This window comes from Rhizobacter sp. (genome assembly GCA_019635355.1).
Taxonomy (GTDB): Bacteria; Pseudomonadota; Gammaproteobacteria; order Burkholderiales; family Burkholderiaceae_C; genus Rhizobacter.
The window spans coordinates 5,233,555-5,252,623 of the sequence record JAHBZQ010000001.1; the positions used below are offsets into that span (position 1 = coordinate 5,233,555).

General features: G+C 68.8%; 20 protein-coding genes. 11 read left to right on the top strand and 9 right to left on the bottom strand.

Annotated features, from left to right (window positions below):
- Nucleotides 1–40 precede the first annotated feature (40 nt).
- Together KF892_24590 and KF892_24595 are read right to left on the bottom strand one after the other, a co-directional pair.
- On the bottom strand, nucleotides 41–1,579 hold the full coding sequence (locus tag KF892_24590) for a carotenoid oxygenase family protein (protein ID MBX3628212.1): 1,539 nt from the start codon (nucleotides 1,577–1,579) through the stop codon (nucleotides 41–43).
- Nucleotides 1,580–1,595: 16 nt separating this feature from the next.
- Nucleotides 1,596–2,012, bottom strand: coding sequence for a DUF2141 domain-containing protein (locus tag KF892_24595; GenBank protein ID MBX3628213.1), 417 nt, complete (start codon nucleotides 2,010–2,012; stop codon nucleotides 1,596–1,598).
- Between the two features lie 236 nt (nucleotides 2,013–2,248).
- On the opposite strand from KF892_24595, the gene KF892_24600 reads away from it, so the two are divergent.
- Nucleotides 2,249–2,701 carry an Hsp20/alpha crystallin family protein gene (locus KF892_24600; protein MBX3628214.1) on the top strand — a complete coding sequence of 151 codons (453 nt, stop codon included), beginning with the start codon at nucleotides 2,249–2,251 and terminating at the stop codon, nucleotides 2,699–2,701.
- Nucleotides 2,702–2,727: 26 nt separating this feature from the next.
- A complete protein-coding gene (locus KF892_24605; protein MBX3628215.1) occupies nucleotides 2,728–3,108 on the top strand; it encodes an Hsp20/alpha crystallin family protein in 381 nt (126 codons plus the stop codon).
- A 45-nt stretch (nucleotides 3,109–3,153) separates the two neighbouring features.
- On the opposite strand, the gene KF892_24610 is transcribed toward KF892_24605, so the two are convergent.
- On the bottom strand, nucleotides 3,154–4,062 hold the full coding sequence (locus KF892_24610; protein ID MBX3628216.1) for a ketopantoate reductase family protein: 909 nt from the start codon (nucleotides 4,060–4,062) through the stop codon (nucleotides 3,154–3,156).
- Nucleotides 4,063–4,197: 135 nt separating this feature from the next.
- Here KF892_24610 and KF892_24615 point away from each other — a divergent pair, with 135 nt between their 5' ends.
- Nucleotides 4,198–5,631 (top strand): aldehyde dehydrogenase family protein, encoded by a 1,434-nt coding sequence (locus KF892_24615; GenBank protein ID MBX3628217.1) that lies wholly within the window; start codon nucleotides 4,198–4,200, stop codon nucleotides 5,629–5,631.
- 109 nt (nucleotides 5,632–5,740) lie between these two features.
- Here the strand turns inward: KF892_24615 and KF892_24620 are convergent, their stop codons facing one another.
- Nucleotides 5,741–6,895 (bottom strand): acyl-CoA dehydrogenase family protein, encoded by a 1,155-nt coding sequence (locus KF892_24620; protein ID MBX3628218.1) that lies wholly within the window; start codon nucleotides 6,893–6,895, stop codon nucleotides 5,741–5,743.
- 152 nt (nucleotides 6,896–7,047) lie between these two features.
- Here KF892_24620 and KF892_24625 point away from each other — a divergent pair, with 152 nt between their 5' ends.
- The 3 genes from KF892_24625 to KF892_24635 all read left to right on the top strand — a co-directional run bounded on the left by KF892_24625 (nucleotide 7,048) and on the right by KF892_24635 (nucleotide 10,312).
- Complete coding sequence (locus KF892_24625) at nucleotides 7,048–8,010, top strand: ABC transporter ATP-binding protein (protein MBX3628219.1); 963 nt, start codon at nucleotides 7,048–7,050, stop codon at nucleotides 8,008–8,010.
- A complete protein-coding gene (locus tag KF892_24630) occupies nucleotides 8,007–8,789 on the top strand; it encodes an ABC transporter permease (protein ID MBX3628220.1) in 783 nt (260 codons plus the stop codon). Before KF892_24625 ends, KF892_24630 begins: the two co-directional genes overlap by 4 nt.
- A 71-nt stretch (nucleotides 8,790–8,860) precedes the next feature.
- Nucleotides 8,861–10,312: a bifunctional diguanylate cyclase/phosphodiesterase gene (locus KF892_24635; GenBank protein MBX3628221.1), complete on the top strand. Its 1,452-nt coding sequence runs from the start codon at nucleotides 8,861–8,863 to the stop codon at nucleotides 10,310–10,312.
- On the opposite strand, the gene KF892_24640 is transcribed toward KF892_24635, so the two are convergent.
- The 4 genes from KF892_24640 to KF892_24655 all read right to left on the bottom strand — a co-directional run bounded on the left by KF892_24640 (nucleotide 10,307) and on the right by KF892_24655 (nucleotide 13,244).
- The gene (locus tag KF892_24640; protein MBX3628222.1) at nucleotides 10,307–10,468 is read right to left on the bottom strand and encodes a hypothetical protein; all 162 of its coding nucleotides are present in this window, start codon (nucleotides 10,466–10,468) and stop codon (nucleotides 10,307–10,309) included. The two genes, KF892_24635 and KF892_24640, sit on opposite strands and share 6 nt — an antisense overlap.
- A complete protein-coding gene (locus KF892_24645) occupies nucleotides 10,465–11,226 on the bottom strand; it encodes a DUF899 domain-containing protein (protein MBX3628223.1) in 762 nt (253 codons plus the stop codon). The genes KF892_24640 and KF892_24645 overlap by 4 nt, the downstream gene beginning before the upstream one ends.
- A gap of 103 nt (nucleotides 11,227–11,329) precedes the next feature.
- On the bottom strand, nucleotides 11,330–11,983 hold the full coding sequence (locus KF892_24650) for a hypothetical protein (protein ID MBX3628224.1): 654 nt from the start codon (nucleotides 11,981–11,983) through the stop codon (nucleotides 11,330–11,332).
- A 40-nt stretch (nucleotides 11,984–12,023) separates the two neighbouring features.
- Nucleotides 12,024–13,244: a helix-turn-helix domain-containing protein gene (locus tag KF892_24655; GenBank protein ID MBX3628225.1), complete on the bottom strand. Its 1,221-nt coding sequence runs from the start codon at nucleotides 13,242–13,244 to the stop codon at nucleotides 12,024–12,026.
- A 40-nt stretch (nucleotides 13,245–13,284) separates the two neighbouring features.
- On the opposite strand from KF892_24655, the gene KF892_24660 reads away from it, so the two are divergent.
- Together KF892_24660 and KF892_24665 are read left to right on the top strand one after the other, a co-directional pair.
- Nucleotides 13,285–13,476, top strand: coding sequence for a hypothetical protein (locus KF892_24660; protein MBX3628226.1), 192 nt, complete (start codon nucleotides 13,285–13,287; stop codon nucleotides 13,474–13,476).
- A gap of 152 nt (nucleotides 13,477–13,628) precedes the next feature.
- Nucleotides 13,629–15,173 carry a CHASE3 domain-containing protein gene (locus KF892_24665; protein ID MBX3628227.1) on the top strand — a complete coding sequence of 515 codons (1,545 nt, stop codon included), beginning with the start codon at nucleotides 13,629–13,631 and terminating at the stop codon, nucleotides 15,171–15,173.
- A 6-nt stretch (nucleotides 15,174–15,179) separates the two neighbouring features.
- Here the strand turns inward: KF892_24665 and KF892_24670 are convergent, their stop codons facing one another.
- The gene (locus KF892_24670; protein ID MBX3628228.1) at nucleotides 15,180–16,262 is read right to left on the bottom strand and encodes an MBL fold metallo-hydrolase; all 1,083 of its coding nucleotides are present in this window, start codon (nucleotides 16,260–16,262) and stop codon (nucleotides 15,180–15,182) included.
- A 364-nt stretch (nucleotides 16,263–16,626) separates the two neighbouring features.
- Between KF892_24670 and KF892_24675 the strand changes: the two genes are divergently transcribed.
- The 3 genes from KF892_24675 to KF892_24685 form a co-directional block, all read left to right on the top strand.
- Entirely contained in the window at nucleotides 16,627–17,685 is a 1,059-nt protein-coding gene (locus KF892_24675; protein ID MBX3628229.1) for a putative urea ABC transporter substrate-binding protein, read from the top strand.
- A gap of 17 nt (nucleotides 17,686–17,702) precedes the next feature.
- The gene (locus KF892_24680) at nucleotides 17,703–18,518 is read left to right on the top strand and encodes an ABC transporter permease subunit (GenBank protein MBX3628230.1); all 816 of its coding nucleotides are present in this window, start codon (nucleotides 17,703–17,705) and stop codon (nucleotides 18,516–18,518) included.
- Nucleotides 18,515–19,069, top strand: a 555-nt coding sequence (locus KF892_24685; GenBank protein MBX3628231.1) for an ATP-binding cassette domain-containing protein, incomplete at its 3' end; no start/stop codon positions are given. The genes KF892_24680 and KF892_24685, both read left to right, overlap by 4 nt.

Sequence of the window (19,069 nt, forward strand, 5' to 3'; positions counted from 1 at the left end):
CGCGTCATTCCCGCGTCCGCGGGAATGACGGAGTCGTCTGTCACGCCGGCACGTGGATCGCGTGCAGCCCCAAGGGCATCAGCCGCGGCATCTCGGCCTGGGCCACCGGCCCGTCGGCCAGGCGCTGCGCCTCGAACACCGAGAAGAGCGTGCGTCCACGCGCCAGGTCGAGTGCGGAGCCGAGCACCCAGCCGTCGCCCTCGCGCGTGCTGCCGGGGCGTGGCACGAAGAGGTGCTCTTCCACCATCACGTCGGCGCCGTAGCGGTAGTGGTCGGTCTGGCCGCGGCCGATGTCGTGGCGCATCACCGCGTCGTAGCCCGGTCGGTCGCCGGGTGACAGGCGCAGCGCGGCGAAGACGTGCTGGTGGCGCCGCCCGGTGTAACGCGGGTCGATGCGCGGAAATTCCGAGCGCTGCGGCAGCACCTGCTGGCGCGCACGCTTCGCCTTGAGGTCGACCTCGATCAGCGTGAGCTGCGCGAATTCCTCGATGGCGAAGCGGCCGCGCATCAGCTCCTTGAGGCCGGCGGTGGCGTTCCAGGCGTCGCTGGCGCGCATGCAGTCGAGGCGGATCACGCCGTCCTTGTCTTCCCAGGCGTTGCCGATGTGGAAGACGAAGCCCGCCGGGAGCTCGAACCATTGCGGCTGGTCGAGTGCGTCTTTCGGCAGCACCAGCACGCGCAGGCCCAGCTGCGGCTTCCACACGTGGCTGTCGAGGAAGCTCATGCCACTCTTCATGCGTGAGCCTTCGAAGACGAGCGGCGGCAGCAGGAAGACGAGGTGCTTCTCGGTCACCGCGAAGTCGTGGACCATCGCGATCTCGGGCACCGGCAGCGTGGTGGCGTTGGCCAGCACGCCATCGGGGCGCACGCGGTAGATCGCCAGCCGCCCGGCCAGCGCGCTCACACCGAAGTTCCACAGCGTGCCGTCGGCCTCGATGCGCGGGTGGGCCGAGAAGGGCACGCCGGCGAAGTCGGGCGACCAGGTCTTGATGCCGCGGGTCTCGAGCGTCTTCTCGTCGAGCCGGTAGGCCGAGCCGCCTTCCCACAGCGCCATCAGCTCGCCGGCGTGCTTGACCACGCTGGTGTTGGCGGTGTTCAGCGAGTCGGGCCCGATGGGCGGCTTGGTGCCGGGGATGGCGGTGCCGAAGCCCGGGCTCATCGGCCGGCCGGCGGCGGTGTCGGCGAGGTACTTCTCGGTGCGCACGAAGCGACCCTCGTGCGTGATGCCCTGGGCGCCGATCGTGTAGCGCTGCATCAGGCCATCGCCATCGAACCAGTGGTGGTAGCGCATGCCGCCGAGCGCATGGCGCGCCGGGCCGTTGCGCAGGAAGGCGCCGTGCAGCTCGGTGGGCAGCTTGCCGTGCAGCGTCATCGGCAGGGGCGCCACGTCGGCCTGCACGCCGACGTAGGCCTGCGTCCACGGGTGCGCGGCGCGCTGCGACTCGAAGGCCTGGGCCGTGGCGTCGTCGGCCCGCGCGGCGAGCGGCAGGCCCATTGCGGGCAGGGCGAGGGCGCCGGTGCCGAGCAGGCGCTGCAGCGCGTCGCGGCGGGAGGTCTGGGTGGAGAGGATGTCTTGCATGGTGGCCTCCGTCGTCTCAGCGCAGCGTCACGCGCAGGGTGGTGTCGGCCTGCACGTCGACGGCGGCCTCGTTGAAGGCGGGGGCGCCCATGACCGGGCTGCCGGTGAAGCCGTAGCGCTCGGTGGGGATGCCCAGCACGTTGGTGTCCATCTTGCCGTTGCCGTTTTCATCGTGGTAGCTCGACAGCGCGTAGCGGCCCGGCGCGAGGCCGGTGAAGACGAGCACGGTCTTGTCGCCGGCCGAAGGCACCTTCGTCATCTGCACGGCGTTGCCGACCTTGAGCCAAGTCGATTCGTCGTTGTAGAGCGCGGCGTTGACGGTGCCGTTCGCCGAGCGGGCGTCGGTGATCTCCACGGTGAGGGTGAGCGCGGCGGCGGTGCCGCCGGTGCAGGCCGAGACGGCGGCGATGGTGATCAGGTGGGTGAGTTTCATGGTCGTTCCTCGCTGGTAAAGAAGTGAGGAGCCGATGGTGGCGAGCACCCCGCCGCCCGGCGACCGCCATGCGACGAAGTGCCGCTGCGCGGCGCGAACGGCGGCCAGCCGGGAGCGATCTGGTGGGGCGGACTGCTCGAAAAAGAGGCTCTTGAAATCTCCCGGCCGGTGCACATCTCTGTCCCTGTCGGCGGCCCGGCCGCCGCGCCAGCCAGACGAACCTCAAGGAGGCCACCATGTTTGCTTCGATCCTCAACTACCCCGACAGCGTCTTCTCCCAGTTCGACCGCCTGCGCCGCGAGCTCGACGAGGTGTTCACCGATTCCCGCGTGCCGAGCAGCATCCGCTCGGTGGCCTACGGCAGTGCGCCGCCGCTGAACGTGGGCCGCACGCCCAGGAGCGTGGAGGTCTACGCCTTCGCCCCGGGGCTGGACGCTTCGAAGATCGACGTGACGCTCGACCGCGGCGTGCTGCGCATCAGCGGCGAGCGTGCCGCCGACCTGCCCGAGAAAGACGCCAAAACCACGGTCTATGCCCGTGAGCGCAGCGTCGGCCGCTTCACCCGCTCGGTGGCGCTGCCCGACGATGTGGACCCGAACCAGGTGACCGCGACCTACCGCGACGGCGTGCTGCAGGTCAGCATCGCCCGCAAGGAAGCTGCGCAACCCAAGCGCATCACGGTGCAGTAACCCACACACGAGCCAAGGAGACTCTCATGAGCACCCGCAACGACATCACCACTTCGTCGCCGGCCCAGGAAGCGCCTCGTGCCGTGCAGCCTGCGATCGACGTCTACGAGACCGACGCCAGCATCACGCTGCTGGCCGACATGCCCGGCGTGCCACGCGAGCAGCTGGAGATCCACGTCGAAGGCGACTCGCTGCTGATCCAGGGTGAAGCCAAGCCGCAGATCCCGGCCGACCTGGAGCCGCTGTGGGCCGAGGTGCGCACGCCGCGCTATCGCCGCAGCTTCACGCTCAGCCGCGAGCTCGACACCTCGCGCATCGAGGCCAACCTGAAGGACGGCGTGCTGACGCTGCGCATCCCCAAGCAGGCGCAAGCCCAGCCGCGGCGCGTGCAGGTGAACGTGGCCTGATCGGCCTCGCGTGATGACGCAAAGCCGGCCCGCGGGCCGGCTTTTCTATGTGGCCGCGGTGGCCCGCGCCGCCTCCACCAGCTTCACCATCGTGTGCAGCACGCGGTTGGCCGGGGTCGGCACGCCCAGCGCCTCGCCGCGCCGCACGACCAGGCCGTTGAGGTGATCGATCTCGCTCGGCTTGCCGCGTGCCACGTCTTGCGCGGTCGATGAATACTGGCCCGGCATGGTTTCGCCGATGCGGCGGGTGGCTGCCGCCACGTCACCCGGCACGGTGATGCCTTCGGCCGCCGCCACCGCCAGGCACTCGGCGAGCACGTCGCGGATCACGCCCTGCACGCCCTCTACCTTCAGCAGCCCGCCGTAGGGCAGCTGCGCCACCGCCGACATGGCGTTGTAGGCGCAGTTGATGGCGAGCTTGGCCCACAGTGCGCCGCGCACGTCGGGCGAGACCTCGGTTGGCACGCCCGAGGCGATGAGCGTGCGGGCGAGGCCGTCGCTGCCGTCGAAAGGCTCGATCACGAGGTCGCCGCGCCCGTGGTGCTTCAGGTGGCCGGGGCCGGCCATCTCGGTGGCGACGTAGACCACCACGGCGGCCACCGTGTGCTGCGGCAGCACGCGGCGCAGGCGCTCGGCGTTGTCGACGCCGTTTTGCAGGCTCAGCACCACCGCGCCGGGCGCGAGGTGCGGGCGGATCTCCTCGCCCGCCGATTCGGTGTCGCCCGACTTCACGCAAAAGAGCACCAGCTGCGCGCCGGCCACGGCCGAGGCCTCGGTGCTCGCCTGCACTGGCACACGCTCGTCGAAGCGCTGCGTGTCCATGCGCAGGCCGTCGCGGGCGATGGCCTCCACATGCTGCGGACGACCGATGAGCGTGACGTGGTGGCCGGCACGCGCCAGCATGCCGCCGTAGTAGCAGCCGACGGCACCGGCGCCCATCACGGCGACGGTCAACTTCGAGGGGTTCGTGAGTTCTTGCATGGGCGTTCGATAGTGCGTCAATCTGTCGCAGGGTTTGCGTGCATCGCAGTGCAGCAAGGGGTGGCGAATACTAGGCTGTTGCAGTCTGATTTGCAGGAGCCAATTCCCATGCGTGACTATCTGAAGTTCTACATCAACGGCAAATGGGTCGACCCCAAGACCCCGAAGACGCTCGACGTCATCAACCCCGCCACCGAAGGGGTGGCCGGCCGCATCTCGATGGGCTCGGCCGCCGATGTCGACGCCGCCGCGAAGGCCGCCCGCGCCGCGTTTGCCACCTACTCGCAGGCGAGCGTCGACGAGCGCGTGGCGCTGCTCGAACGCATCATTGCCGAGTACAAGAAGCGCTATGCCGACATGGCCGCGGCGATCACCGAAGAGATGGGTGCGCCCGCCGCGCTGTCGCAGAACGCACAGGCCGCGATGGGCGTGGGCCACCTGCAGACGGCGCTGGGCGTGCTCAAGCAGTTCCACTTCAGCGAGCCGCGCGGCAGCACGCTGATCGTGAAGGAGCCCATCGGCGTGTGCGGCTTCATCACACCGTGGAACTGGCCGGTCAACCAGATCGCGTGCAAGGTGGCGCCGGCGCTGGCGGTGGGGTGCACGATGATCCTCAAGCCCTCGGAGATCGCCCCGTTCTCGGCGCAGATCTGGACCGAGATCCTCGACGCGGCGGGCGTGCCGGCGGGCGTGTTCAACCTCGTCAACGGCGACGGCCCGACGGTGGGGGCGGCGATTTCCAGCCACCCCGAGGTCGACATGGTGTCGTTCACCGGCTCCACCCGTGCGGGCATCGAAGTGGCGCGCAATGCGGCGCCCACCGTGAAGCGTGTGCACCAGGAGCTGGGCGGCAAGTCGCCCAACATCATCCTGCCCGATGCCGACCTGAAGAAGGCCGTCACCGCGGGTGTGCGCGGCGTGATGACGAACTCGGGCCAGTCGTGCAACGCGCCCACGCGCATGCTGGTGCCGAATTCGAAGATGGACGAGGCCATCGCCATCGCCAAGGCCGCGGCTGAAGCGACGACCGTCGGCGCGCCCGACAGCGGCGCGATGCTCGGCCCGGTGATCTCGGCCGCGCAGTGGGACAAGATCCAGACGCTGATCCAGCAAGGCATCAAGGAAGGTGCCACGGTCGTGGCCGGTGGCCCGGGCAAGCCGGCAGGGCTGGAGAAGGGCTACTACGTGAAGCCCACCGTGCTGGCCAAGGTCACCAACCAGATGACGGTCGGCCGCGAAGAGATCTTCGGGCCTGTGCTGGTGATGATCGGCTACGACACCGTCGACCAGGCGGTGGAGATCGCCAACGACACGCCGTATGGCCTCGCGGCCTACGTGTCGGGCACCGACACCGAGCAGGTGCGCAAGGTGGCCTCACGGCTGCGCGCGGGCCAGGTGAACCTCAACAGCGCGGCGGTCGACATGATGGCGCCGTTTGGCGGCTACAAGCAGTCGGGCAATGGCCGCGAGTGGGGCGACCACGCGTTCGGCGAGTTCCTGGAAACGAAGGCGGTGCTGGGGTACGAAACAAAGCCCGCTTGAGCACAGACTGGCGGGGGCCTTCGATACCTCAGGCTGAGCGGTTGAGGTATTCGAAGGTGTTGCATGCCTCAGTCCGCTCAGGCTGAGGTATCGAAGCCCAGCTCCACTCTCAGCCCGCCAGTTCCTTGATCATGTTCCGCGCGATCACCATCTGCTGGATCTGGCTCGTGCCCTCGTACAGGCGGAACAGCCGCACGTCGCGGTAGAAGCGCTCCATCGCATGCTCGGCGATGTAGCCCGAGCCGCCGAGGATCTGCACGCCGCGGTCGGCCACGCGGCCCACCATCTCGCTCGCATAGAGCTTCGCGCACGAGGCTTCGGTGGAGTGGGGCAGCTTGGCGTCGCGCTTGCGGGCGGCGTCGAGCACCATGCATTCGGCCGCATACAGCTCGGTCTTGCTGTCGGCGAGCATCGCCTGCACGAGCTGGAATTCGGCGATGGGCTGGCCGAACTGCTTGCGCTCCACGGCATAGCGCAGCGCGTCGTCGAGGATGCGCTTGGCCACGCCCACGCAGATGGCGGCGATGTGGATGCGCCCCTTGTCGAGCACCTTCATCGCGGTGTAGAAGCCCTTGCCCTCCACGCCGCCGATCAGGTTTTCGGCGGGCACGCGGCAGTTGTCGAAGATCACGTCGCAGGTGTGCGCGCCTTTCTGGCCCATCTTCTTGTCGCGCTTGCCGAGCGTGATGCCGGGCGACTTGGCGTCGACGATGAAGGCCGAGATGCCCGAGGCGCCTTTCTTGGCGGGGTCGGTGCGCGCCATCAGCGTGAAGATGCCGGCCTGCGGGGCGTTGGTGATGAAGCGCTTGGTGCCGTTGACGACGTAGTGGTCGCCATTCTTGATGGCGGTGGTGCGCAGCGACGCCGAGTCGGAGCCCGAGTCGGGCTCGGTCAGCGCGAAGGAGGCAATGATCTCGCCGGTGGCCATCTTGGGCAGGAACTTCGCCTTCTGTTCCTCGGTGCCGTCCATCAGGATGCCCTGCGAGCCGATGCCCACGGTGGTGCCGAAGATGGAGCGGAAGGCCGGCGAGGTCTGGCCCATCTCGATCATGGTCAGCACCTCTTCTTCCATCGTCAGCTCGAGGCCGCCGTAGGCCTCGGGGATGGTCAGGCCGAAGAGGCCCAGCTCGCGCATCTCGTCCACGATGGCCTGCGGGATCTCGTCGGTCTCGGAGACTTCATGCTCGGCCGGCACGAGGCGCTCGCGCACGAAGCGGCGCACGCTGTCGACGAGGGCGGTCAGGATTTCTGGGTCGCGGATCATGATTTTTGGATGGCAGTGCTGAAAAGCCGGAAGCCTAACGCTTCTCGTGTTGTCACCTAGGCGACGTTGGCGGTGCCCCTGCTGCCAGCCTGCCGCCAGCAGTCTTCGCGGCTTGTGCCTACCATGCCGGCCTCGCATCAAGACGAGCTTCCATGCCCACACCACCCGATTCCCAGGCCGCGGTGTCCATCGCGGGCCTGTCCAAGACCTATGCCGGCGGCTTCCAGGCGCTCAAGCGCGTGGACCTCGACATCCGCCGCGGCGAGATCTTCGCGCTGCTCGGGCCCAATGGCGCGGGCAAGACGACGCTGATCTCCATCGTCTGCGGCATCGTCACCGGCACCGAAGGCCGGGTGACGGTGGCCGGCCATGACATCGTGCGCGACTACCGCGTCACCCGCTCGAAGATCGGCCTCGTACCGCAGGAGCTGGCCACCGACGCCTTCGAGAGCGTGTGGGCCACGGTGAGCTTCAGCCGCGGCCTCTTCGGCCGGGCGCCCGACCCGGCGCGCATCGAGAAGATCCTGCGCGACCTGTCGCTCTGGGACAAGCGCAACGAGAAGATCATGGCGCTTTCGGGCGGCATGAAGCGCCGCGTGATGATCGCCAAGGCCTTGTCGCACGACCCCGAGATCCTCTTCCTCGACGAGCCCACCGCGGGCGTCGACGTGGAGCTGCGCCGCGACATGTGGGAGATGGTGCGCCGCCTGCGCGACGGTGGCGTGACCATCATCCTCACCACCCACTACATCGAGGAAGCCGAGGAGATGGCCGACCGCGTGGGCGTGATCCGCAAGGGCGAGCTGATCCTGGTGGAAGAGAAGGCCACGCTGATGAAGAAGCTCGGCAAGAAGCAGCTCACCATCGAGCTCGAGCAGCCGATGGCCGCGCTGCCGGCCGAGCTGGCGGCGCTGCAGCTCGTGCTCAAGCCGGGCGGCCACACGCTGCAACGTGACTTCGATGCCGCCGAGGCGAGTGCCGGGGTGGCGCCCATCCTGAAGCGCCTGGGCGATCTCAACATCGGCTTCAAGGATGTGCACACCCAGCAGAGCTCGCTCGAAGACATCTTCGTGAGCCTGGTGCACGACAACCGCAAAGAGGGAGCGGCAGCATGAGCGGCACTGTTGGAGCTTTCAATCGCCACGGCGTGCTCGCGCTGTACCGCTTCGAGATGGCGCGCTTCTTCCGCACGGTGGGGCAGAGCCTCGTCACGCCGGTGATCACCACCTCGCTGTACTTCGTGGTCTTCGGCTCGGCGATCGGCCAGCACATGCAGAACGTGAACGGCGTGCCGTATGGCGCCTTCATCGTGCCGGGGCTGATCATGCTGTCGGTGTTCACGCAGAGCTTGTCGAACGCATCCTTCGGCATCTACTTCCCGCGCTTCACCGGCACGGTCTACGAGATCCTGTCGGCGCCCATCTCGCCCTTCGAGATGGTGGTGGCCTATGTGGGGGCGGCGGCCACCAAGTCGGTGATCCTCGGGTTGGTGACGCTCGCGACCGCGGCCTTCTTCGTGCCGCTGCACGTCGCGCACCCGGTGTGGATGGTGGGCTTCCTGGTGCTCACCGCCGTGACCTTCAGCCTCTTCGGTTTCATCATCGGGATCTGGGCCAAGGGCTTCGAGCAGCTGCAGCTCATCCCCATGCTCGTGATCACGCCGCTCACCTTCCTGGGTGGCGCGTTCTACTCGATCGACATGCTGCCGCCGCTGTGGCGCACCGTCACGCTCTTCAACCCGGTGGTCTACCTGATCGACGGCTTTCGCTGGAGCTTCGTGAACACCGCCGACGTGGGCGTGGGCTGGAGCCTCGCGGCGGTGAGCTTCCTGCTCGTGGTGTGCATGGGCGTCGTGGCGTGGATGGTGCGCACCGGGTACCGCCTCAAGAATTGACCTGGCGCAAGCCGATGCCGGCGCCAGGCGCATCACGCTCAAGACCCTGATGCCCTTGCCGATATCGGGTCATGAAACTCCTCAGCCCCAGGTCTGTGCTGTCGGCGCTGCGCGCCCGGCTCGCGCCTGGCGCCGTGGGCGCGCCGTCGCCCATCGTCGTGAACCCGCGGGCGCTCGACGGCGCCAACGATCCGCTCACCGGCTTGCCGGGCCTCACGGCTTTCGAGGGGCTGCTGGCCCAGGCGGCGCGGCAGGCCGATGCGAACTCGACGCAACTCGCGCTGCTCTTCGTCAACCTCGACGACCTCCACTCGGTGAACCTCGCCGCGGGCCGCCCCGCCGGTGACTTCGTGCTGCGCCAGGCGGCCAAGCGCCTGCGCTCGATGGTCAAGCCCTTCATGGCGGCGCGGCTCGTGGGCGACGAGTTCCTGCTGCTGATGGCCGACGACCCGCAGCCGCGCGATGCTTCGGCGCTCGCGCAGCAGGTGCAGGCGTCGATCGGCATGCCCTTCCCGCTGGAGCGCGGCGAGATCTCGCTCAGCTGCTCGATCGGCATCGCGATGTACCCCGAGCACGGCGCGCTCTCGACCATGATCGCGCACGCCCAGGCCGCGATGGGCGAGGCCAAGGCTTCGGGTGGTGCGAGCCATGCCTTCTTCGAGCCGCGCATGATGCGCGGCAAGCGAGACCAGCTCGAGCTGCTGCAGGACCTGCGGCGTGCACTCTCGCTCAAGCAGCTGGAGCTCTACTACCAGCCCAAGATCCACGCCCCGAGCGGCGAGATCACCGGCGCCGAAGCCCTGCTGCGCTGGAACCACCCGACGCGCGGCATGGTGAGCCCGGGTGTCTTCATCCCGATGGCCGAGCGCTACGGCCTCATCACCCAGCTCGGCAGCTGGGTCATCGACGAAGCCTGCCGCCAGGCACGCGAGTGGCGCGATCTTGGGCTGCGGCTGAAGGTCGCGATCAACCTCTCGGCGCACCAGTTGCGCCAGGCGAGCCTCGCCTCGGAGATTGCCGATGCCTTGAACAAGCACCAGATCAACCCCGACCTCATCACCTGCGAGATCACGGAGACGAGCGCGATGGAAGACGTGACGACCACCGTGCGCGTGCTCGGCGAGCTCGACACGCTGGGCGTGCACCTCTCCATCGACGATTTCGGCACCGGGCATTCGAGCCTGTCGTACCTGCGCACCCTGCCGGCCGACGAGCTGAAGATCGACCGCAGCTTCGTGCTCGACCTCGAGACCAGCGAAGACGCCCGCAAGGTGGCGCTGGCGGTGGTCAACCTCGCCAAGGCACTCGACCTCAAGGTGGTCGCCGAAGGGGTGGAGACCGAAGGCCAGAACCGCATCCTGCGCGACATGGGCTGCGACCAGCTGCAGGGCTACCTCTTCGCCAAGCCGATGTCGGCCAAGGCGATCGCGCTCTGGGCGATGGAGGACGAAGGCCCGCGCACGATGGCGTTCCGGGCCTCCGTCTTCAGGCCGACCGGCTTCCGGGACACCGCGCCCTCATGAGCCCACCGCTGCGCGGCAGATCGCCAGCAGCGGCACCGAGGCGATCCACGCGGCGTTGAGTGCCGCCAGCAGCACGGTGAGCCCGCAGTGGCCGAGCACCACGACGCCGCAGGCCGCGAGGCCCTTGCCGACACGGTTCATGCCCACGCGGTTCATGACGCCTCGCAGCCGCAGGCGCTGCCCGTCTTCTTCGCCGTCTCGTAGCGGTCGTGGTGGCGCACCCAGTCCATGCCGTGCGAGAGCTTGTCTTCGTCGCGGCCCTTGGGCGCGATGTCGATCAGGTCGTAGGCGCCCATCATCAGCTCCACCCCGCGGCCATAGGTGGAGTAGGTGTGGAAGACCTGCCCGTTCTCGTCGCGATAGAAGGCGCTGACGCCCGGCGCTTCTTCATGCGGGAAGGCGGTCATGCCGTAGTTGTAGAAGACCTCGCCACGCTGCCGCTCCTCGGGGGTGAAGCTCACGTGGAAGTCGAAGTTGAACTCGCAGCCGTTGGACGAGACCCACGGGAACTGCCAGCCCATGCGGTGCTTGAAGCGCTCGATCTCGGCCAGCGGGGCGCGTGAAATCGCCACGAAGCTCAGGTCGCGTGCGGCCAAGTGGGGCAGGGCGCCGTCGATGTGGTCGGCCATGAACGAGCAGCCCACGCAGCCTTCTTCCCAGCCCGGGGCCAGCATGAAGTGCTGCACGATGAGCTGGCGGCGGCCTTCGAACAGATCGGCCAGCGTGCGTGGGCCGGTGGGCGTGTCGAAGACGTAAGGCTTGTCGACGAGCACCCACGGCAGTTTCTGCCGGTCGCGGGCGAGCTGGTCGCTCAGGCGCGACATCTCCTTCTCGCGCGCCAGCAGCGCCTTGCGTTCGGCGACCCAGCGGTCACGGGTGACGATGGGGTGGTTCAGGGTTTCAGCAGTGCTCATGGTTTCGCTCCTTTGGCGTGGTGAAAGACAAAGCGCTGCCCAGCACCCTCGCGGGGCGCGCTCGATGGGGAACTGGAGAGGTGGCGCTCGCGGCGCCGTCAGGTCAGGCGGTGGCCTTCTTGGGCCGCTTGACGGCGCGCACCTTGCCGCTGCCGCCACCGCCGCAATAGAAGAGGTCGGCGCCATCGGATTCGAGGCCGCTCACGCCCACACCTTGGGGCATCTGCAGGCGCTCGTGCACCGCGCCGCTCTGTGGGTCGATGCGGCGCAGCTCGCTTTCGTCGCCCTCCCACACGCCGTGCCACAACTCGCCGTCGACCCAGGTGACGCCGGTCACGAAGCGGTTGGACTCGATGGTGCGCAGCACGCGCCCGGTCTCGGGGTCGATCTGGTGGATCTTGCGGTCGCGGTACTGGCCGACCCAGAGGCTGCCCTCGGCCCAGGCCATGCCCGAGTCGGTGCCGTTGCCGGGCGCGGGGATGGAGGCGAGCACACGGCCGCTCGCCGGGTCGATCTTGTCGATGCGCTTTTCGGCGATCTGGTAGAGGTGCTTGCCGTCGAAGGCGGTGCCCGCATCGGCCGGCACGCCGATCGAGCGCTTGACGGCGCCGCTCCGCGGTTCGATGGCGATCAGCTTCGCGCCCGCCGCGGCCCAGACGTGCTCGCCGTCGTGCGTGACGCCGCCGATCGACGTGGCGCCCTCGAAGGGGCCGTACTCGCGCACGATCTCGGCGGCTTGTGTGTGGGGGGTGCTCATCGGTGTCGTCTCCTGCGTGGGGCTGCGCGATGGAGCAAATCTACGTGAGCGGAAGCGTTGAGGGGAGTAACAAGATCGTCGTGAATCCGGCGATGGGCGTGGCGAGCCAGCGTTGCGCGCGGGCCCGGCCGATGGCGCGCACACGGCCCTGGGCTTCGAGCTCGGCGAGTGCGCGCTGCACGGTGCGCTGGCTGGTGTCCATCGCCAGCGCGAGCGCCGAGGTCGACCAGGCCGCGCCGTCGGTGAGCAGTGCCTGCAGCGAGGCCTGCTCGCCGTCGATGGGCGGCACCAGCACGGCCAGCGGCCGCGCGTCGAGCGGGGCGAGCGCGAAGCCGCGCGCGGTGGCCTCGATGCGCGCGACGTGCACGGCGAGCTTGCGCAGCCGACCGATCTCCACCCGCAGGCGCGCGCGGTGTGTCTCGTCGGGCTGGCGGGTGCGGAAGGCGCGCTCGATCAGCGTGTCGCGCGGCACGTCGTGCGGCCAGGCTTCGGCGAGCGCACGGGCCAGCGCAAAGAGCACCGGTCGGCGCGCCAGCGGCAGCCACGCCTCGCCGGCGCGCAGGCCGTGGCGGCAGGCGTCGAGCACCAGCGCGCCGGAATCGAAGAGCGCCTCCACTTCATCCAGGCGCAGGGGGCGTTCGCCGTCGGGGTGCAGTTGACGCGCCGCCGGCTGCTCCAGGGCCGAGCGTGCCGCCTTGACCTCGCCCGCCAGCGCCACGATGCCGGCCCGCTCGGCGGCGGCCTGCGCCCGGGCAAGTGCGGCCTGCGCATCGCGGGTGTGCAGCGAACGCAGCGCGATCTCGGCCGACACCAGCTCGGCCACCGCGCGCAGCGGCGGCGCAAGCGCGCGCCCGTCAAGCTGGCGCAGCGTGTCGGCCGCGGCACCGAGGCGGCCGAGCAGCAGCTGGTGCCGCGCGGCGATGAGGCGTGCCTGCAATGCGTTCGCATGGTCGGCATGCGCTTCGAGGCTCGCGAGGGCCGTCTGCAGGGTGCGCGGCGAATCGCCCAGCTCGCGCATCGCGAGCGCCACCTCGGCTTCGGCCACCACGCAGCGCGCGCGGGCCAGCGTTTCATGCTTGCCGAAGGCACGCCCGGCCCGGCGCAGCAGCTCACGCGCGCGCGGCAATTCGCCGAGTTGCGCCATCGCGATGCCGCGCAAGGCGAGCGCGGGTGGGTCGTCGCGCAGGCTGATGCGCTTGAGCGCGCTGAGCGCGTCACCGGCGGCGAGCGAGCGGGCTGATGCAGCGATGAGCGAATCCATCGCGCGAGGTTAGCGCGGGTGCTGCGGGACAATCCCGCGCATGAGTTCTCCAGACGCGCCGAACCCCGATCCGAAACCCGAGCCGCCGGTGCCGCCCGATTTCGACCAGTGCTGCGGCAACGGCTGCGAGCCGTGCATCTTCGACCTGCACGACATGGCGATGGACCAATACCGCCAGGCGCTGCGTGCGTGGAACGCACGGCACCCTGAAGCGCCTGCCGCCGCCGGCTGAGCCGCCCGCCGCGCGCGGAAAAGTGCCGCTTGGGGCACATCTCGGCCGCTCAAGATCGAGCCCGACCTGCCGAGAAGTGTTGTGGGGCGGTGCCGCTGCTGCGGCATCCGTTGTTGCAACCCTCTTGGACAGTCATGGAAACTTTTAACAACATGCGGCTGGGCAAGCGCTTGGCATGTGTCTTCGCCTCGATCATCGGCATCTTCGTGCTGGTGGTGGCGGTGGCCTTCTTCAGCACCCGCAGCCTCGCCGAGGCCGACCGCTGGAACACCCACACCTACAAGGTGCTGGGCCTGGGCGACCAGACGCTCTCAGCGATGGTCAACATGGAAACCGGCGCGCGCGGCTACATGCTGTCGGGCGAAGACGCCTTCCTCGCCCCCTGGAAGGAGGGGCAGGAGACCTTCGCCAAGGCGTGGGACGAGGTCAAGAAGCTCACCGCCGACAACGCCGAGCAGCAGAAGCGGCTCGATGCGATGAAGACCCGCCGCGACGAGTTCGTGGCGGTGGTCGACGAGCTCATCAAGATGCGCCGCGACGTGAAGGCCGGCGCGGTGTTGATCGACCACTTCCTGCTCGAGTTCGCCAAGGGCCGCGACAAGGCCGCGATGGACGGTTTTCGTGCGCTGAACGCGGAGTTTGCGGGCGCCGAGAAGGCGCTGCTCGAGAGCCGGGCGGCGGCAGCCGAGGCCACGCGGGCCCGCATGAACACCGTGCTGATCGGCGGGCTGCTGCTGTCGCTGCTGGTGGCGGGCGGGCTGGGCCTTTTGCTCGCACGCTCGGTGCTGGGTCAACTCGGCGGCGAGCCGAGCGAGGCGGCCGAGGTGGCCAAGCGCATCGCGCAGGGCCAGCTCGACACGCCCATCCACGTGGCGCCGGGCGATTCGACGAGCCTCATGTTCGCCATGAAAACCATGGCCGGCAGCCTGCGCGAGATCGTCTCGACCATCCGGGCTGGCGTGGACAACGTGTCGACGGCCAGCACGCAGATCGCCACCGGCAACCAGGACCTGAGTTCGCGCACCGAGCAGCAGTCCTCGAACCTGCAGCAGACCGCCGCTTCGATGGAAGAGCTGACCAGCACCGTGCGAAACAGTGCCGACAACGCCCGCCAGGCCTCGCAGCTCGCCACCAGCGCGAGCGACGCGGCGGCCAAGGGCGGCGAGGTGGTGGGCCGCGTGGTCACCACGATGGAGCGCATCAGCAACTCCAGCAAGAAGATCGCCGAGATCATCGGCGTGATCGACGGCATCGCCTTCCAGACCAACATCCTCGCGTTGAACGCCGCGGTGGAAGCCGCGCGCGCCGGCGAGCAGGGTCGTGGTTTCGCGGTGGTGGCCGGCGAGGTGCGCAGCCTCGCTCAGCGCAGCGCGGAGGCGGCTCGCGAGATCAAGAGCATGATTTCCGATTCGGTGGAGACGGTCGACAGCGGCAGCCGTCTCGTGCAGGACGCCGGCTCGGCGATGGGCGAGATCGTGCAGCAGGTGCGGCGCGTCACCGACCTCATCGGCGAGATCAGCTCGGCCGCGGTGGAGCAGAGCTCGGGCATCGGCCAGGTCAACACCGCCATCGCCGACATGGACAAGGTGACGCAGCAGAACGCCGCGTTGGTGGAAGAGAGTGCCGCCGCCGCCGAGACGCTGAGCGAGCAGGCGCGTCGCCTGGCCGACGCGGTGAGCGTGTTCAGGGTGTCCTGAGCCTGCCTACTTCAGCCCCGCCCACCAGCGCTGGTTGACTCGCGGCTGGCCCACGGTCATCACCTCGCCGATCTCGGGCGTGGCGAGCTCGAGGCCCTTCGCGGCCGACAGGTCGGCCAGGCGGTTGAGTGGGTCCTGCCAGGTGTGGAAGGCGAGGTCGAAGGTACTGTTGTGCACCGAGTACAGCACCTTGGCGCGCAGGTCCTGGAAGGCCTGCACGGCCTCCTCGGGCGTCATGTGCACGGCGGGCCAGTAGGCGTCGTAGGCGCCGTTTTCCATCAGCGCGAGGTCGAAGCCGCCGAAGCGTTCGCCGATCTGGCGGAAGCCGGGGAAGTAGCCGGAGTCGCCGCTGTAGAAAAGACGCTGTTCGCCGCTCTGGATGACCCACGAGGCCCACAGCGTGGTGTTGCGGTCGGTGAGCGTGCGCCCCGAGAAATGCTGCGAGGGTGTGGCGGTGAGCTGCACGCCGTCGTGCGTGGCGGCCTGCCACCAGTCGAACTCCTGCACGCGCTCGGCGGGCACGCCCATCTCGAGCAGGCGCGCCTTCACGCCGAGCGGCACGAAGTAGCGCTGCACCTTCGTGGCCAGGTACTCGATGGTGGGCACGTCGAGGTGGTCGTAGTGGTCGTGCGAGAGAAGTAGCCCCTCGATCGGCGGCAGCTCCTGCAGCGTGAGCGGCGGCGCGTGGAAGCGCTTGGGGCCGATGAAGCCGAGCGGCGACACCCGTTCGCCGAACACCGGGTCGATCAGCCAGTACTTGCCGCGCAGCTTGAGCAGGTGCGACGAATGGCCGAGCCGCACGAGGTGGTTGGCCTGCGCATCGAGCGCGTCGAGCTGCGCGCGCGTCAACGGGCGCACGGGGATCGGATCGACCGGCACCGTGCCGACCTTGTCGGCGAAGAGAAAGCGCGACCAGATCTTCCAGCTGCTGGCGCCGGGCGGCGTCTGCGGGTTGGGCGGGTTGGCGAAGAGGCAGGCGCTGAACTGTGGCGAGGCGGCGTAGGGCGAGTCGCAGCGGCCGCTGCTGGCCCAAGCGGCGGCGGCCAGGCCGCACACGAGCACGAGCCCGAGGCGCAGGGAGGTTTTCATGCGGCGCAGTGTGCCCTAGGGGCGAGCGGCCTGTGCCCGAGCGGCTTGGATGCACCTGAACCGCGCATGCCACGTCACGGAGCCCGATGTTGGTGCGAAAGGGTGCGTCACAGCCTGCGGGGCGCCGCCAGCGCCCGGGTATGGGTATTGCTAGCGGTCTGCTCCGGGAGCAGCTGCATGCTGCAGTACCTCAAATGGCTGGCTAGGGTTCCGGCCCGCGCGGTCTCACGACAACGCGGGTGACTGGTCCGAGAGCTGGCGACCTCGATCGGGGTTACACGGCGGGACAAAAGCCCGGGAGAGCAACACCAGTGGTGGTGTGACGCTGCTCCCGCCGTCCGTCCAACCCAACCGGAGTGTCGTCATGTTCTCGCGCCAACTTCTGAGTGCCCTCGTCATCGGCCTGGCAGGCCTCATCAGCCCGGGCGCACACGCCGCCCCCAAGACCCAGTTCAACGTCTGCTGGACCATCTACGCCGGCTGGATGCCGTGGGAATACGCCGGTGCGCAAGGCATCGTCGACAAGTGGGCCAAGAAGTACGGCATCACCATCAAGGTCACGCAGATCAACGACTACGTCGAGTCGATCAACCAGTACACCGCGGGCCAGTTCGACGGCTGCACCATGACCAACATGGATGCGCTGACCATCCCCGCCGCCGGCGGTGTCGACAGCACGGCGCTCGTCCCCGGCAGCTACTCCAACGGCAACGACGGCATCGTGCTGAAGGGCAAGGGCAAGACGCTGAAGGACCTGAAGGGCCAGAACGTGCACCTGGTGCAGTTCTCGGTCTCGCACTACCTGCTGGCGCGCGGCCTCGACCAGGCCGGCCTGCGCGAGCGTGACGTGAAGGTCGTGAACACCTCGGATGCCGACATCGCCGGCGCCTTCGCCACGCCCAAGGTGACGGCCGCCGTGACCTGGAACCCGCAGCTCGCCACCATCGCGGCGACCCCGGGCGCGGTCAAGGTGTTCGACTCCAGCCAGGTGCCGGGCGAGATCATCGACCTGATGGTGGTCAACACCGCCACACTCAAAGACAACCCCGCGCTCGGCAAGGCCCTCACCGGCGCCTGGTTCGAGGTGATGGCGCTGATGAAGGCGGGCAACGTGCCCGCGCTCACGCACATGGCCAAGGCCTCGGGCACCACGCTCGCCGACTACCAGTCGCAGTTGAAGACCACGGCGCTGATGTTCACGCCGGCCGAGGCTGTCACCTTCGTCACGAGCCCCAAGCTCGCCGAGACGATGAAGCGTGTCTCGAAGTTCTCGTTCGACAAGAACCTGCTGGGTGAGGGCGCAAAGAGCGCCGACGCGATCGGCGTCGCCTTCCCGGGCGGTGCGGTCAACGGCAACGCGAAGAACACCAAGCTGCGCTTCGACGACACCTACCTGCGCCTGGCCGCCGACGGCAAGCTCTGATCCGCAGGGCGATCCAGATGCGCTTCGTCAACCGCCAACCCGGGCACGGCGGCCGCTGGCTGCTCGCGCTGCTGCCGCTGATCCTGATCCTCGCGGCCTATGCGACGGGCTCGGCCCTGCGCCTGGCCGACAACCCCGAGGACAAGCTGCTGCCCAGCGCCACGCAGATGGCCGAGGCCATCGACCGCATGGCCTTCACGCAAGACGAACGCACGGGCGACTACCTGCTGTGGACCGACACCGCGGCCAGCCTCGTGCGGCTGGGCCTGGGCCTCGGCATCGCGGCGCTTGCCGGGCTGTGCCTGGGCATCGCGGCGGGCACCTTCCCGCTGCTGCGCGCGCCGCTCTCGCCGCTGCTCACGCTGCTGTCGATGGTGCCGCCGGTGGCGATCCTGCCCATCCTCTTCATCGTCTTCGGGTTGGACGAGTTGTCGAAGGTGATGCTGATCGTCATTGGCATCACGCCGGTGCTGGCGCGCGACCTGGAGCAGCGCGCCCGCGAGATCCCGCGCGAGGTGCTGGTGAAGGCCCAGACGCTCGGCGCCAACAGCTGGACGCTGGTGTTGCGGGTGGTGCTGCCGCAGTTGCTGTCGCGCCTCCTGGTGTCGTTGCGGCTGATGCTGGGCTCGGCGTGGCTCTTCCTGATCTGCGCCGAGGCCATCTCGGCCACCAGCGGGCTCGGCTACCGCATCTTCCTCGTGCGCCGCTACATGGCGATGGACGTGATCCTGCCCTACGTGGTGTGGATCACGCTGCTCGCCTGGGGCAGCGACTACCTGCTGCGAAGACTCAACCAGTGGTGCTTTCCGTGGTCGATGGGGGAGAAGGCGTGAGCGCCGCGCCGTACCTTCAGATCCGCAACGTCTGGCAGGCGTATGACGGGCACGTGGTGCTGGAGCGTCTCAACCTCACGGTAGAGGAGGGCGAGTTCTGCACGCTGGTGGGCGCCTCGGGCTGCGGCAAGTCGACCTTCCTGCGCCTGCTGCTGGGCCAGGAGCGGCCGACCAAGGGCGAGCTGCTGCTGCGTGGTGCGCCCTTGCGCAGCGAGCCCGATGCGAGCCGTGGCGTCGTCTTCCAACGCTACTCGGTGCTGCCGCACCTGAGCGTGCTCGACAACGTGGCCATCGGCCTGGAGCTGCCGCAGGCGCCGCTGCTTGGCCGCCTCTTCGGCAAGCGCAAGCGGGCCGCGCGCGACGAGGCGGCCCGCCTGCTCGAGCGTGTGGGCCTCGGCCACGCGCTGCACAAGTACCCGAGCCAGCTCTCCGGCGGCATGCAGCAGCGCCTGGCGATTGCGCAGGCGCTCATCACACGCCCGAGCGTGCTGCTGCTCGACGAGCCCTTCGGCGCGCTCGACCCCGGCATCCGCAAGGACATGCACACGCTG

What these genes read in the sequence shown, in the direction of transcription:
- KF892_24675 (MBX3628229.1), top strand. Translation starts at nt 16,627, where the DNA reads ATGTTCTCGCGCCAACTTCTGAGTGCCCTCGTCATCGGCCTGGCAGGC.
- KF892_24630 (MBX3628220.1), top strand. Translation starts at nt 8,007, where the DNA reads ATGAGCGGCACTGTTGGAGCTTTCAATCGCCACGGCGTGCTCGCGCTG.
- KF892_24635 (MBX3628221.1), top strand. Translation starts at nt 8,861, where the DNA reads ATGAAACTCCTCAGCCCCAGGTCTGTGCTGTCGGCGCTGCGCGCCCGG.
- KF892_24670 (MBX3628228.1), bottom strand. Translation starts at nt 16,262, where the DNA reads ATGAAAACCTCCCTGCGCCTCGGGCTCGTGCTCGTGTGCGGCCTGGCC.
- KF892_24640 (MBX3628222.1), bottom strand. Translation starts at nt 10,468, where the DNA reads ATGAACCGCGTGGGCATGAACCGTGTCGGCAAGGGCCTCGCGGCCTGC.
- KF892_24605 (MBX3628215.1), top strand. Translation starts at nt 2,728, where the DNA reads ATGAGCACCCGCAACGACATCACCACTTCGTCGCCGGCCCAGGAAGCG.
- KF892_24660 (MBX3628226.1), top strand. Translation starts at nt 13,285, where the DNA reads ATGAGTTCTCCAGACGCGCCGAACCCCGATCCGAAACCCGAGCCGCCG.
- KF892_24665 (MBX3628227.1), top strand. Translation starts at nt 13,629, where the DNA reads ATGCGGCTGGGCAAGCGCTTGGCATGTGTCTTCGCCTCGATCATCGGC.
- KF892_24650 (MBX3628224.1), bottom strand. Translation starts at nt 11,983, where the DNA reads ATGAGCACCCCCCACACACAAGCCGCCGAGATCGTGCGCGAGTACGGC.
- KF892_24680 (MBX3628230.1), top strand. Translation starts at nt 17,703, where the DNA reads ATGCGCTTCGTCAACCGCCAACCCGGGCACGGCGGCCGCTGGCTGCTC.
- KF892_24590 (MBX3628212.1), bottom strand. Translation starts at nt 1,579, where the DNA reads ATGCAAGACATCCTCTCCACCCAGACCTCCCGCCGCGACGCGCTGCAG.
- KF892_24620 (MBX3628218.1), bottom strand. Translation starts at nt 6,895, where the DNA reads ATGATCCGCGACCCAGAAATCCTGACCGCCCTCGTCGACAGCGTGCGC.
- KF892_24645 (MBX3628223.1), bottom strand. Translation starts at nt 11,226, where the DNA reads ATGAGCACTGCTGAAACCCTGAACCACCCCATCGTCACCCGTGACCGC.
- KF892_24625 (MBX3628219.1), top strand. Translation starts at nt 7,048, where the DNA reads ATGCCCACACCACCCGATTCCCAGGCCGCGGTGTCCATCGCGGGCCTG.
- KF892_24595 (MBX3628213.1), bottom strand. Translation starts at nt 2,012, where the DNA reads ATGAAACTCACCCACCTGATCACCATCGCCGCCGTCTCGGCCTGCACC.
- KF892_24615 (MBX3628217.1), top strand. Translation starts at nt 4,198, where the DNA reads ATGCGTGACTATCTGAAGTTCTACATCAACGGCAAATGGGTCGACCCC.
- KF892_24655 (MBX3628225.1), bottom strand. Translation starts at nt 13,244, where the DNA reads ATGGATTCGCTCATCGCTGCATCAGCCCGCTCGCTCGCCGCCGGTGAC.
- KF892_24600 (MBX3628214.1), top strand. Translation starts at nt 2,249, where the DNA reads ATGTTTGCTTCGATCCTCAACTACCCCGACAGCGTCTTCTCCCAGTTC.